Genomic DNA, 13,534 nt, shown 5'->3' with positions numbered 1-13,534 from the left:
GTTTTTTGCGACACTAGCCGCGAGAGAAGGAGAAAGGAACAGGTCCGATGGGTGTTCCGAACACACTGGCGACAGGTCGGCGACCAACCGACGGAATGCTGCGACTGGCGCGCGATATCGCCGAGAATCGCAAGCAGGAAAACCTGCGCCAATCGAGCGTGCCGGCGAGCGTCTATACCGATCCGGAGCACTGGCAGCGCGAGAAGGCTGCGATCTATGACCGGCTGCCGCAGATCCTGTGCCCCAGCGCGGTCCTGCCCGACCCCGGGATGGCCCTCCCCCATGACGCGACCGGCCGCCCCCTGCTCATCACCCGCGATGCAGAGGGCAAGGCACACGTCTTCCTCAACGTCTGCCGCCATCGCGGGACGAGGCTGGTTGAGGGCGCTGACGTGGCATGCACGAAAAAACTCGTCTGCCCCTATCACGCATGGACGTACTCGGTGGACGGACGCCTCCTCGCGCTGCCGCGACCCGATTCTTTCCCCGAGCTCGACAAGGGCGAGATGGGGCTGGTCGAACTGCCATCGAAGGAAACCGGCGGTCTCATCTGGTTCTGCCCGCAGGAAGCGACCGCCGATTTCGGTCATGCCGACAAGATCGGCGAGGATTTCGACGCGCTTGGCTTGGGTGAACACGTGCTGTTCCGCCGCAAGACCCACGATGTGGCCGGCAACTGGAAGCTTATCATGGATGCTTTCCTCGAAAGCTATCACGTCACGCGTCTACATGCGCAGACCATCGGGCCCTTCTTCAAGGACGGGGTCACCAGCGGCGACATGATCGGTCCCTTCGCCCGCAGCGCCGTCGGCAGGCTGGAGGAGATGGAAGGCGTAGACCTGGAAGACATGGACCAGTTGCGGCGTGTGGTCACGTTCGCCTACCAGCTGCTGCCGGGCGCCCTGATCATCCCAAGTCCGGACTATATCAACGTGATGGTGATGATGCCGCAGGCGCATAACCGCACGCTCGTCGAGGACTTCATGCTGATCCCCGAGCATCCGAGCACCGACAAGGCGCGCGATCACTGGGAGCGTAGCTGGGCATTGCTGGACGGTGGGGTTTTCGCGAGCGAGGATTTCCGCGCTGCGGAGCTCGGCCAGCAGGGGCTGGAGACAGGCGCGGTCCCCGAACTGACGCTCGGCACGATGGAGGGCGGAATCCGCCGCTATCACGAGACGGTCGAGGAAGCCTTGCGCGCCGCCAACTGAGCGCCTAACCGCGCGGGTTATGTCCGACAATCGACTTCCGGAAGAAGGCGACCGTATCGCCAAGCTGCTCGCACGGGCTGGTGTCGCCAGCCGTCGCGAGGTTGAACGCATGATCGCGGACGGCCGCGTTTCGCTCGACGGGAAAGTGCTCGACACGCCAGCAGTCAAACTGACCTCGCTCAAGGGCGTCAGTGTCGATGGCAAGCCGGTCGGCAAGGCCGAAGCCACCCGCCTGTTCGCCTTCCACAAGCCGTCGGGCCTCATCACGGCGGAACGCGACCCCGCGGGCAGGCCGACAATCTATGCAGCGCTGCGCAATGCGCTGCCGAAATCGGCCGGACGGGTCATGCCGGTGGGCAGGCTGGACTTCAACACCGAAGGCCTGTTGCTGCTCACCAATGATGGCGAGTTGAAGCGGGCGATGGAACTGCCGTCTTCCGGCGTGCCGCGTAGCTATCGTGCGCGTGCATTCGGGGATGTCACGCAGGCCATGCTCGACGATCTGATCGAAGGTGTCGAGATCGACGGCATTCGCTACGGGCGTATCGAAGCCGATCTCGAGCGGGGCAGCGGCATGAATCGCTGGATCCAGATGACGTTGACCGAAGGCAAGAACCGCGAAGTCCGCCGCGTGCTCGAACACCTTGGCCTGCAGGTGAACCGCCTGATGCGTATCTCCTACGGTCCGTTCGAACTGGCCGATCTGCCGCGCGGCCAAGCGGCCGAAATTAATCGTGAGGCGGTCGAGCAATTCCGCAAGCAATTGCTCCGAGATATCAAGTGAGGGTCATCGCCGGAGATTGGCGTGGCAGGAAATTGGTGGCCCCCAAGGGTGAAGGCACTCGCCCCACCGCCGACCGCACCCGCGAAACGCTGTTCAATATGCTGAATAGCCGGCTGGGAAGCTTCGAAGGTCTCTCCGTTCTCGATCTTTTCGCAGGGTCCGGCGCGCTTGGCATAGAAGCCTTGTCGCGCGGCGCGGAACACTGCCTCTTCGTCGAACAGGACGCGGAAGCGGTAAAGGCGATCAAGGCGAACATCGCGGCGCTCGATGCCCGCAAGCGATCAACCGTGCAGGCCGGTTCGGTCATGAGCCTTGGCCCTGCCAAGGCGACGCATGACCTCATCCTGCTCGATCCGCCGTACGATACCGGTGCAGGACAAGTCGCGCTCGACCGGATGCTGAGGCTGGGCTGGATAGGCCCTGCCACATGGATCGCTCTCGAAACGCACAAGCGCGAAGAGATAAAGTTGCACGGTCTTGCGATCGAGGCCGAGCGCGCGGTCGGCAAGGCCAAGCTTACCATTCTTCGCCTCGCCGACTGAGCGCATAGGAAAGGGGCAAGGTCACCATGGCAACCTTGCCCCCTCCAAGCGTCTCCGCCGGTTCAAACGGCAGGGACGAAATTATCGTAACTTAGTCGTCACGCGTGGCCGGAAGCGGTCCGTCGATCTCGCTGGCCGGACGTCCGGGCCAGTATTCGAGCGGACGGTTCACACCGGGGCCGCGCTTGCCAGCTTCCCAAGCGTTGATGCAGTTGTCCTGCGCATCGCTGGAACAGATCGGCAGTTCGCCGTCCGGCGGTCCAGCATCGGCGGGAGTGGTCTGGACCACTTCGCTGCGTACGAACCGCGGACCGGTCGTGGCCGAGCTCGATGCCGTTCGCGCTGCGGTCGACGTGGCATTCGAATTCTGCATCTGGGCTGCGATCGCGGTCCAGGCCTGCGCGCGCTGTTCCGTGTTCATTTCGTAGATGCGTACGCGCTGGGCGTCGTTGAGCACCCACCAACCGGCTTCCTGTTCCGGTTCGAGAGTCCAGTAATATTCCTGGGCCCCAGCCGGCCACGCGTCGTAAATGCTGCGGCGGTCACCCGGCCAGCTATCATAGGTCGACTGCTGGTCGGCAGTCAGCACATAGGCCGTGGCTTCGCCATCCATATGATCGTCGGCGATAGCGGGAGCGGCGGTAAAAGCGAGCGCTGCGGCGCTGGCAAAAATGAACCTTTTCAAGGGACTTCTCCTTTTGTCTTCATTGCCGACACTACGCAAAGAGAGTGTGCAAGGTTCCGAAACAGTCAACCGCCCCCTTGTGCTGAGGCCCCGCGTTCCCTAGCTGTTCTGGCAGATGACTACACCCCCTTCCCCGCAAGATCTAACGGAAAATCGCGACATTCCGGCCTATGCCGCGATGTTGAACGAGCCGCAGCGCCAGGCCGTCCTGACCACCGAAGGACCGGTGCTTATGCTTGCGGGTGCGGGCACGGGAAAGACCGCAGCGCTCACAGCCCGGTTGGCTCACCTGATTGCTACACGCAGGGCCTGGCCGTCGGAAATCCTGTGCGTCACCTTCACCAACAAGGCAGCGCGCGAAATGCGCGAGCGGGTCGGCCGGCATATCGGTGACGCGGTGGAAGGTATGCCATGGCTTGGCACCTTTCACTCCATTGGTGCGAAAATGCTCCGCCGCCATGCCGAACTGGTCGGCCTGAAGTCGAACTACACAATTCTCGATACCGACGACCAGCTTCGTCTCTTGAAGCAGCTTATCCGTGATCAGGAACTGGACGAGAAGCGCTGGCCAGCCCGCCAGCTCGCCGCGCTGATCGATCGCTGGAAGAACCGCGGTCTCAATCCCGGCGATCTCGATGCGGTTGAGAACGAGGCTTATGCCAATGGCCGCGGGACGCAGTTCTACAAGCTGTACCAGGAGCGACTGAAGGCGCTCAACGCGTGCGATTTCGGCGATCTTCTGCTGCATATGCTGAACATTTTCCGCCAGCACCACGATGTGCTCGCGCAGTACCAAAAGCGCTTCAAATACATCCTCGTGGACGAATATCAGGATACCAACCAGGTCCAGTACCTGTGGCTGCGCCTGCTCGCGCAGGAGCGCAAGAATATCTGCGTGGTGGGTGACGACGACCAGTCGATCTACTCCTGGCGCGGCGCGGAAGTCGCGAATATCCTGAAGTTCGAAAAGGACTTTCCCGGCGCTGCGGTCGTCAAGCTGGAGCAGAATTACCGATCGACGCCGCAAATCCTTGCTGCGGCATCGGGGCTCATCAACGCCAATAGCGAACGGCTCGGCAAGACTCTCTGGACCGAACTTCCCGCAGGCGAGAAGGTCCGCGTTGTCGGTGTCTGGGACGGTCCGGAAGAAGCGCGCCGCGTCGGCGAAGCGATCGAACGGCTCGAATCCGAAGGCGCCCCGCTCGACGAAATCGCCATACTCGTGCGCGCCCAATACCAGACACGCGAGTTCGAGGACCGCTTTATCCAGATCGGCCTCAACTACCGGATCGTCGGCGGCTTCCGGTTTTACGAACGCGCCGAAATCCGCGATATGCTCGCCTATCTGAGGGTCATTTCGCAGCCTGCTGACGATCTCGCTTTCGAGCGTATCTACAATCAACCAAAGCGCGGCCTGGGTGCCAAGACGCTGGAGATGATGCAGCGCCATGCCCGCCGGACGCAGGCACCGTTGGCCGCTGCATCGCTGGACCTCGCCGAAACGGACGAACTCCCTGCCCGTGCCCGTAATACGCTGGTCGGATTGCTTTCGCAGTTCGTGCATTGGCGCGAACAATCCGAAAAAGTCACGCCTTCCGAGCTCCTGCGCATGGTCGTGGCGGAAAGCGGCTATGAGGAGATGCTGCAGAAGGATCGCAGTGCCGAGAGTGCCGGCCGGTTGGAGAACCTCACCGAACTTGCGCGCGCGATGGAAGACTACGAGACGCTCGGCGACTTCCTGGAGCATGTCGGGCTCGTGATGGACAACGATCGGGCCAATGACGGTGAAAAGGTCACCATCATGACGATGCACGCCGCCAAGGGGCTGGAGTTCAATCACGTCTTCCTGCCCGGGTGGGAGGAAGGCGTCTTCCCGAGCCAGCGCGCAATCGACGAGGGCGGCCTCGCCAGCCTCGAAGAGGAAAGGCGCCTTGCCTACGTGGCGATCACCCGCGCGAAACGGCGCTGCACGATCTACCATGCCGCCAATCGGCGCATTTACGGGCAGTGGACCAGCTCCATTCCCAGCCGCTTCATCGAGGAACTGCCCGACGACTATGTCGAGAGCGAAACCACGATGAGCGGCGGTGCGTCCCTGTGGCGCGCGAACTGGACGGAGAACGAGGATCCCTTCGCCCATGTATCCAGTAATCGACCCGGACGCTCTTCAGCGCGCGGTCCCGGGTGGCAGCGCGCACTTGCTTCGGGCTACGACACCACGCCCAAGCGGCTCGCCGAACCCGGCAAGAGCGCCGCGAGCTTCGCCGCCAAGCCGCGAACCGACGTGGCGGTCGGTGCACGCGTGTTTCACGACAAGTTCGGGTACGGATATGTGATGGACCAGGAAGGCAACAAGCTGACCATCGAATTCGAAACTTCCGGCGAGAAACGGGTCCTCGACAGCTTCGTAAAGCCGGTGTCCGATTAGGCGACGGCTTCCCTTTCCTCTTCTCTCGCGACGGGTTTGCGGCGCCAATAGCGTTTCTCGAAGGGGCGTGCGAGCTCACCGGCAATGCCGCGCGTCCCTTCCTCGATCCCCGTTTCGCAACCAACGTAGGGCGTTGGATCGCAAAACGTCCCGAACATCCGGTCCCAGGCGGTCAGCGTATTGCCGAAATTCGTACCCATCAGGCGTTCGTCGCGGATGTGATGGAGGCGGTGAGCAGCCGGTGAAATGAGCCAGTGGCGCAGCGGGCCGAATGTCCAGTCGACGTCGCAGTGAACCAGGAATCCCCAGAAGGTAATCCCGAGGCCGGCAGTCCCGATCGCCCATTCGGGGATACCCATGAGCAGCAAGAGGCTGAGATCGACGCACACGCTGAGCAGCTTGCTCAACGGGTGCTTCCTCTGCACCGACAGCCAAGACAGGGCCGTGTCGGCATGATGCGTGGCATGGATGCGCCACAGCAGGGGCGAATGCTCGAACCGGTGGCGCCAGTAGATCACGAAATCGAACGCCACGAAGGCGATGATTACGGTCAACCACCCGGGCACGTCGTCCCAGAAGCCGGCGAAGTTTTCTGACATGCCGATGAAATCGCGAACCGCTCCGCTGGGTAGAGCGAGAAACGGCGCGAGGATCACCAGATTGACGAAAGTCAGCGCGAGGTTGGTGGTGAATTCCCTGCGACCGCGCTTCATCGCATCGAAGATCCTGCCGCGCTTCATGATGAGCGCCAGCGTTCCAAAGAACAGCCCCGCCAAAAGCAGCAGGCTGACCATATACCTGAATGGTTCTTCGAAGCTTTCCATCACGTCCCCATCACTACGAGATTGTAGTTAGGGAGACGTTAAGTCAACACGCCGAAACGTCGAGGAATCCCGGGACCGGACCGTTCCATTCGCCCGCGTCTTCGGCGGCGTGATCCGCCTTTGGCCTGGGAGCTTTGGATTTGGCAGGTTTTTCAGACTGATCGGCCTTTTTGGCGCGCTTCTCCGGCTTTGCCTTGTCGGCGGCCTTCCTTGGCTCCGAATTTTTACCGGAACCGCCGCGATCAGTCTTGGCCTTCGATTTCGAATCCGGCTCGACGAGTTCGACGCGCACATCTTTCTTGCCGAATACCGGAATTTCCGACTTGGTCAGCTTCTCGACATTGGCGATCGCTTCGGCATCGTCACCGGCGACGAGTGTAAACGCGCGACCCTTCGCCCCCGCGCGGCCGGTCCGACCGATCCGGTGGACGTAATCGTCGGGGTGCCATGGCGTGTCGAAATTGAATACGTGGCTGACGCCCTTGATGTCGAGGCCGCGTGCCGCGACATCGCTGGCCACAAGGATGTTAATATCGCCGGACTTGAACCGGTCCAGCTCCTTGATGCGGCTGGACTGGTCCATATCGCCGTGGATTTCACCACTGGCGAAACCATGGCTCTGCAAGCTCTTGTTGAGCTCGCGTACGGTGGTCTTGCGATTGGCGAAGATGATAGCCGTTTCGACCTGGTCGTGGCGGAGCAGCCAGCGCAGGGTCTCGCGCTTCTGGCGCTGCTGCACCGGGATCTTGAAGGCGGTGATATCCTTGTTCGTCGTCGCCGCACGGCTGACTTCGATGCGCTTGGGGTTCTTGAGGAATTTCTTCGCCAGCTTTTCAATCGGCGGCGGCATCGTCGCCGAGAACAGCATCGTCTGTCGGCTTTCGGGCAGCTTGTCGCAGATGAATTCGATGTCGGGGATGAAGCCCATGTCGAGCATCCGGTCCGCTTCGTCGATGACCAGAAGTTCGCAGCCGTTGAGCAGGATCTTCCCACGCTCGAACAGGTCCATGAGGCGGCCCGGCGTGGCGATCAACACGTCGACGCCCTCGTTCAGGGCCTTGACCTGGTCACCCATCTGCACACCGCCGATAAGCAGCGCGAGCTTGAGGTCATGGTTCTTGCCGTACTTTTCGAAGTTTTCGGCCACCTGCGCTGCCAGTTCGCGTGTCGGCGCGAGGATGAGCGAGCGCGGCATCAGCGCGCGGCGACGACCGCTGGCCATGACATCGATCATGGGAAGCACGAAGCTTGCGGTCTTCCCCGTGCCGGTCTGCGCAATACCGATGATGTCCTTCATCATCAGAACGGGAGGAATGGCCTGCGCCTGGATCGGCGTCGGCTCCGTATAGCCGGCATCGGCGACGGCTTTGAGCAGGTCAGGTGAAAGGCCGAGATCGGCAAAGTTCATGCGAGTTCCGGGTGCCCCAAGAATTAGGAAAAAGGAAAGCGCCGCGAGATGCAGCTTTTTCCGGTTGCGCCCTTTGACGGTTTGCCCTGAACAGTCAAGGAAAAGCGCGGTTATTCGACCGTTTCGAGCACCATCTGATGCAAGCGTGCAACCTTGCACTTGGCCCCCGAGCGGCTCATCAGCCGGTCGCGGTTGACGCACAAGAGGCCATCCTCGGACGGCTCCATGTAAAAGCCCTGGTAGAATTCGCGCGGGCTGCAGCCCTTTTCAAGCTGGGCGGCAAGCATCCTCCGGTCGCGCAGGAACAGCATCAACCGGCTGCCCTGGTCGGCGACACCGCCGATGCGCTTGGCGTCGATGCAGTTCCCGAACGGGCGTTCGACAAGCTGGCGACGCTGCGGCTCGACGCTTTCGGCCATCAGGCTTTGCCGGGCTGGCGCACGCGCAGGGGAAACACGCAGGATCACCCTGCTCTCGATCCTTACCTGGTTCGCTTGCGGCGGTCGGGGCGCATCGAAAATGGAATTCCACGCATCGCCGCTGGCGGACAATGGCAGGGGTGTCGATGAGGACCGGTCGGAGCGCGCCTGCTGCCATACCGGCGCATCGCACGTCGCGCGTCCAGCCGTTTCTTCCTGCGCCGAAGTGGGCGCAAGCAACAGCGCCAGCGGCGCGGTCAGTGAAAACAAGCTGGGCATCGGGGCGATAGGTTTCCTCGTGTCCACGCCGATCGAGCAGCGACGTGTGTGCGCCCCTTTGCCCTCCGACAATTGAATACCGGCTTAATTGTATCGCGAGCGATGGCAATAGCTGGTGACTTAGCTATCCAGTGTGGCATGGATGCATCGATGAATACGATGGCACTTTCCTTTGTCGACGAGGCTGCAGCCCTTCTCGGCTCGCGCGGGTTCACGCAGGACTCCGAGTTGATCGAGCCATGGCTCACGGACTGGCGCGGACGTTATACCGGGGCAGCCCTCGGTCTTGCATCTCCGGTGACGACCGAAGAGGTTTCCCGTCTCGTCGGCCTATGTGCCAAGCATGGCGTTCCGATCGTACCGCAGGGTGGCAACAGCGGAATGTCGGGCGGCGCGACGCCGGACGAAAGTGGCAGGGCGCTCATCCTTTCCCTGCGTCGCATGAATGCGATCAGGGGCCTCGACGAACAATCGCGGCAGGTAACCTGTGAGGCTGGCACCGTCCTCCAGACTTTGCACGAAGAGGCAGCGAAGCATCGGTTGCGCTTCCCCCTTACGCTTGGCGGAAAGGGTTCGGCGACCATCGGCGGACTTATCTCCACCAATGCCGGGGGCACCCAGGTCCTGCGACATGGAACCATGCGCGCCCAGGTGCTGGGGCTGGAAGCGGTGATGGCCGATGGCAGCGTCATGGATACGCTGACCCCGCTCAAGAAGGACAACCGCGGGTTCGACCTCAAACAGCTGCTGATCGGGTCGGAGGGCACGCTCGGAATCGTGACGGCGGCGACATTGCGCCTTCTTCCGGAGATCGGCGGCCGATGTGTAATATGGGCTGGTTTGGCTTCGCTGATCCAGGCCCGCGAACTGTTGCTGCATTGCGAGGCTTTGGCGGCGGACGAACTGGAAGGCTTCGAGGTCATACCCTCGCATTGTCTCGATGCCGTCCTCGATTATTTGCCCGATGCCCGCGAGCCCCTCGGGGGCCGACACCCGTGGCACGCCCTGATCGAACTGGTCGCCGAGCCGGATAGGGTCGACGGTCTCCAGCCGCTGGCCGAGACCATGCTCGCCGCAGCAATGGAAAAGGAACTGCTCGAAGACGCGGCAATCGCGTCGAACGAAAGCCAGGCCGATGCTTTCTGGCTCCTGCGCGATTCGATTTCACCGGCCGAACGCGCGATCGGACCCGCGATGCAGCATGATATCTCGGTCCCCGTCGCGACCATGGCGCAATTCGTGGAGCACGCCTCCCCTCTCATAGAGGCGAGGTTCCCCGGCACACGGGCCGTTGCTTTCGGGCACCTGGGCGACGGGAACGTCCATTTCCATGTCCTCGCGCCGAAGGATGCGGTGCGCGGAGAATGGGAGGAGGGTCAGGGCAAGGAGATCAGCGCCTTCGTCCATGACCTCGTGACACAATGGCGTGGTTCGATCAGTGCAGAGCACGGCATAGGACAGATGAAGCGCGACGAACTGGGCCGGCTCGGCGATCCGGTTTCCCTGTCGCTGATGCAGGCGATCAAGCACGCTCTCGACCCCCGGGGATTGCTCAATCCGGGCAAGCTGGTCCCGCTTGCGAAAGGCGATTCGAACGCCTAAAGCCCCACTCGAGGGCGCATGCGGGTTCACCACGAACCTGCGTCTCATCCCAAATATATCAAAACGACTTTCGGAGAAATTTCATGGCGAGCGCGCCGCAGCAGCCTCAACTGCCCCTTTTCTTTAATGATCTCATGCCGCTGAACAGCAAGGATCACGCGAATTACAAGTCGCGTTCGGTGGATTCGGCTCCCTGGCTGTCGAAGGCCCATGCGATCCCGCTGACCGTGGAAGAGTTCGTCCAGGCCCAGCGCAATTTTCCGATCGTCTTTTCGACCGGCGAAGCTCCCCTGCCCCTCGCCCTGATGGGCCTCAACGAAGGCGTGAACACCTTTGTCGACGCCGAGGGCAAGGTTACCGATCCCGTCTACATCCCGGCGTATATTCGCCGCTACCCTTTCATGCTCGCGCGTCTCCAGAAGGATAGCGACCAGCTGTCGCTGTGTTTCGACCCGACCAGCGATGCCGTGGGTGAATTCGACGAAGGGCGTCCGCTGTTCGAAAACGGCGAAGCCGCCGAAGCGACCCAGCAGATCCTCGACTTCTGCCAGAACTTCGAAAGCGCAGCCCAGCGCACGCAGTCCTTCATTGGCCAGCTTATCGAAAACGACCTGCTCATGGACGGCGAAGTTTCGATCCAGACCGACGGTTCGGACAAGCCCTTCCTCTATCGCGGCTTCAAGATGGTGGACCAGGACAAGGTTCGCGAATTGCCTGCCGCCAAGGTCGAGGAATTCAACAAGAACGGCCTGTTGATGCTGATCCACGCACACCTGTTCTCGCTCGACAACATGCGCACGATCTTCTCGCGTCAGGTCCAGCAGGGCTGGAAACCGGAAGCAATTTCGGAAAACGGTGCCGCAAACGTCTAATCGCATGCTTGCGTGGCCGGGCCGCCTTCGCGCGCTCGGCCACGCAATTTTGTTCGTCTGCGCGGCGACCCTGCCCGTTTCTGCATTTGCGGAAACGAGCGACGCCCCTTCCCCGCTCGACATTTTCCAGCAGCAGGAAGATCTTCTCTTCCAGACCGGATACCGCCTCGCAAAGGAGAACGCTCCCTTCTGCGACAGGCGGACCTTCAGCCTCGGATTGCTGGTCCACGATGCTGCGTCCTATGGACAGCCAGAGGCGGTCCGAGCGCATTTCGACCTTCTGGGCGACATCGGCGTGCAATCGGTCGCTATGGGGTCCCCTGCCGAAGCAGCCGGAATCCGGCAGAACGACACTCTCCTTTCCGTCTCCGGACAGGAGGTGGAGAGCCTAGCAAGGCACGGTGACGAGGCATGGGCTCGCGCCGCGCGCATCGCCAAATTGCTGGAATCACCGGCGATCGATGGAAAGCTGCGTGTTTCTTTCCGAAACGCGCAGGTTGAAAAGTCGCAAATCGAACTGGCTCCGGTCGAACTGTGCTCTTCCCGGTTCGAACTTCGCAGCGGCACCTCGAAGGCAAGCGCGGACGGCGAGCGTGTTCTGATCGGGGATTCCTTCCCGGCATTCTCCTATTCGACGCCAAAGTTTGCGGCGGCCCTCGCCCATGAGATGGCGCACAATCTGCTTGGCCATCTCGACTATCTCGAACGGTATGGTCGGGGCGGCGGTCGCGTCCGCGCTAGCGAGCGGGATGCAGACAGGTTAATGCCCTGGCTCTTGTTCAATGCAGGTTACGACCCGCAGGCCGCAGTCGAATTCATGGAGGAATGGGGTCCCAGGCACGGCGGCGGCATATTGCGTAAGCGGAGCCATGACGGGTGGGATGAAAGGGTCGAATTCATCGCGGCCGAACTGCCGAAAATCGAAGCTGTTGCAGTTGATGGCAAGGCGGATTGGCGAAGCCATTTCCAGCCGCTCCTCATCGAGAAAGAATAACCTGGCCCGTCAAGGCCTGGCCCTTTACTCGGCGGCCTCGGCGAATTGGCCGCCCGGCCTCATCGTCGCGACTTCGCTCCCCAGTATTCTGACCATTCCGGCGATCAGGCGCGCAATCCCGGCAAGGCGCGCGCTTGGAAGGTCCAGACGCGCATCGAGATAGATCGACCTGCACACCTCCAGTTGAAGCGCGTGCAATCCTCGCTTCGGCATTCCGTGGCGATCGAGAACATACCCGCCCGAATAAGGGCGGTTATGGGTCGCCAGCCTCCCGTTTTGGGAAAAATAGCTCAACGCGGCAGCCGAAAGCCTGCCACTACAGCTCGTAACGAACCGGTCTCCGATGACGAACTCCGGCTGCGCGCCGCCATAGGCCTTGGCGCTCAGGGGCGGCATCGAGTGCAAATCGACGAGCAGTGCCGCACCCCATTGGTCTCGCAAGGTTTCCAGCGCCCTTCCCAGTTCGGCGTGATAGGGCCGATGCACGGTTTCTATCCGGCGATCGAGCTCGGTGCGCTCGATCGGCTCCTTCCATATCTCCCCGAGACCCGGCAATCGCCGCGGGACCAGACCAAGGCCGCTACGCGCGCGCCGGTTCGCGAGGGAATGCGGCAGGTTGCGCTCCTTGTTCCCGGAAACCATTCCCCAATCCACGTCGTCAGGCGCGCGGTTGAGATCGATTTCCGCGCGCGGAGCCCGGGCGATCAGCAGTGCTGCGCCGCTCATTTCGGCAACGCTTTCAGCTAATACATCGACATAACGATCTTCGAGCCGCACCTTGGACCCGGGATCACGAAACTGGCTGTCCAGTGCCGGTGGATATTCCCTGCCGCCATGCGGCGCTGCAATCAGCACCGGGATCGTAGGTTGCAAGGGCATCGATAGCTCGAACGCGGCCGAATTACCCTTGGCCTGCCCCGAATCCTGCCTTCCGGCCTTGCCCTTTTGCGATGTCATGGCGTCAGGGATGGCCGACCGCATTAGACAAGTCAAAAGCGACTGCGCCAAACAGGGACACGAACGAAATCGCATCAAGATTTGTTAAGCGATTTCGGTTAGGACGATTGGCATGAGTGAGGCGAACCACCAGAGAATCCTGCTTGCAGAAGATGACGACGCGATGCGCACCTATCTGGAGCGTGCCCTCGAGAATGCGGGCTATGTCGTCGATTCGGTAGATCGCGGGACTGCCGCGGTGCCGCTTCTGGAAGCCAATGACTACGATCTCCTTCTGTCCGACATCGTGATGCCCGAAATGGACGGCATCGAACTGGCGCAGCGTTGTAACGAGATCAGCCCTGGCACGAAGGTCATGTTCATTACCGGGTTTGCCGCAGTCACGCTGAAGGCAAGCGCAGAGCAGCCTAACGCGAAGGTCCTGTCGAAGCCTTTCCACCTGCGCGATCTCGTTCTCGAAGTGGAGCGGGTGCTAGGCGGGCAGGTCAGCGCGCAACTTTTGTAAAGCTGGACCGATTTGCCCCTTGCG

At 61.6% G+C, this 13,534-nt stretch carries 13 protein-coding genes; 8 read left to right on the top strand and 5 right to left on the bottom strand.

Translation table 11 applies throughout. The features are described from left to right. The first annotated feature begins 47 nt into the window (after positions 1–47). Genes K3179_RS11245 through rsmD form a run of 3 tightly spaced genes read left to right on the top strand, consistent with a single transcriptional unit; the run spans position 48 to position 2,537 of the window. Positions 48–1,211: an aromatic ring-hydroxylating oxygenase subunit alpha gene (locus K3179_RS11245; RefSeq protein WP_221565075.1), complete on the top strand. Its 1,164-nt coding sequence runs from the start codon at positions 48–50 to the stop codon at positions 1,209–1,211. Positions 1,212–1,230: 19 nt separating this feature from the next. Next, a complete protein-coding gene (locus K3179_RS11240; RefSeq protein WP_221565065.1) occupies positions 1,231–1,995 on the top strand; it encodes a pseudouridine synthase in 765 nt (254 codons plus the stop codon). Next, complete coding sequence (gene rsmD / locus K3179_RS11235) at positions 1,992–2,537, top strand: 16S rRNA (guanine(966)-N(2))-methyltransferase RsmD (protein ID WP_221565063.1); 546 nt, start codon at positions 1,992–1,994, stop codon at positions 2,535–2,537. Before K3179_RS11240 ends, rsmD begins: the two co-directional genes overlap by 4 nt. Positions 2,538–2,628: 91 nt before the next feature. Here the strand turns inward: rsmD and K3179_RS13490 are convergent, their stop codons facing one another. Continuing rightward, a complete protein-coding gene (locus K3179_RS13490; RefSeq protein WP_247712952.1) occupies positions 2,629–3,222 on the bottom strand; it encodes a hypothetical protein in 594 nt (197 codons plus the stop codon). A gap of 115 nt (positions 3,223–3,337) precedes the next feature. Here K3179_RS13490 and K3179_RS11225 point away from each other — a divergent pair, with 115 nt between their 5' ends. After that, positions 3,338–5,650, top strand: a complete 2,313-nt coding sequence (locus K3179_RS11225) for an ATP-dependent helicase (protein ID WP_221565060.1) — start codon at positions 3,338–3,340, stop codon at positions 5,648–5,650. On the opposite strand, the gene K3179_RS11220 is transcribed toward K3179_RS11225, so the two are convergent. The 3 genes from K3179_RS11220 to K3179_RS11210 all read right to left on the bottom strand — a co-directional run bounded on the left by K3179_RS11220 (position 5,647) and on the right by K3179_RS11210 (position 8,580). Then, the gene (locus K3179_RS11220) at positions 5,647–6,474 is read right to left on the bottom strand and encodes a sterol desaturase family protein (RefSeq protein WP_221565049.1); all 828 of its coding nucleotides are present in this window, start codon (positions 6,472–6,474) and stop codon (positions 5,647–5,649) included. The genes K3179_RS11225 and K3179_RS11220 overlap by 4 nt on opposite strands. A gap of 43 nt (positions 6,475–6,517) precedes the next feature. Beyond that, the gene (locus K3179_RS11215; protein WP_221565047.1) at positions 6,518–7,882 is read right to left on the bottom strand and encodes a DEAD/DEAH box helicase; all 1,365 of its coding nucleotides are present in this window, start codon (positions 7,880–7,882) and stop codon (positions 6,518–6,520) included. 110 nt (positions 7,883–7,992) lie between these two features. Next, positions 7,993–8,580, bottom strand: coding sequence for a hypothetical protein (locus K3179_RS11210; RefSeq protein WP_221565045.1), 588 nt, complete (start codon positions 8,578–8,580; stop codon positions 7,993–7,995). 159 nt (positions 8,581–8,739) lie between these two features. Here K3179_RS11210 and K3179_RS11205 point away from each other — a divergent pair, with 159 nt between their 5' ends. The 3 genes from K3179_RS11205 to K3179_RS11195 all read left to right on the top strand — a co-directional run bounded on the left by K3179_RS11205 (position 8,740) and on the right by K3179_RS11195 (position 12,048). Then, positions 8,740–10,182, top strand: a complete 1,443-nt coding sequence (locus K3179_RS11205; protein ID WP_425594759.1) for an FAD-binding oxidoreductase — start codon at positions 8,740–8,742, stop codon at positions 10,180–10,182. Between the two features lie 83 nt (positions 10,183–10,265). Continuing rightward, positions 10,266–11,054, top strand: a complete 789-nt coding sequence (locus K3179_RS11200) for a SapC family protein (RefSeq protein WP_221565040.1) — start codon at positions 10,266–10,268, stop codon at positions 11,052–11,054. Between the two features lie 4 nt (positions 11,055–11,058). Then, positions 11,059–12,048, top strand: coding sequence for a PDZ domain-containing protein (locus K3179_RS11195; protein ID WP_221565038.1), 990 nt, complete (start codon positions 11,059–11,061; stop codon positions 12,046–12,048). A gap of 24 nt (positions 12,049–12,072) precedes the next feature. On the opposite strand, the gene K3179_RS11190 is transcribed toward K3179_RS11195, so the two are convergent. Beyond that, entirely contained in the window at positions 12,073–13,005 is a 933-nt protein-coding gene (locus K3179_RS11190) for an N-formylglutamate amidohydrolase (protein ID WP_221565037.1), read from the bottom strand. A gap of 112 nt (positions 13,006–13,117) precedes the next feature. On the opposite strand from K3179_RS11190, the gene cpdR reads away from it, so the two are divergent. Then, on the top strand, positions 13,118–13,510 hold the full coding sequence (cpdR, locus tag K3179_RS11185; protein WP_221565035.1) for a cell cycle two-component system response regulator CpdR: 393 nt from the start codon (positions 13,118–13,120) through the stop codon (positions 13,508–13,510). The last annotated feature ends 24 nt before the right edge of the window (positions 13,511–13,534 follow it).

The organism is Qipengyuania intermedia (assembly GCF_019711615.1).
Classification (GTDB): Bacteria; Pseudomonadota; Alphaproteobacteria; order Sphingomonadales; family Sphingomonadaceae; genus Qipengyuania; species Qipengyuania intermedia.
Note: the sequence above shows the minus strand (reverse complement) of the source record. Positions and strands in the feature narration are given on the sequence as shown.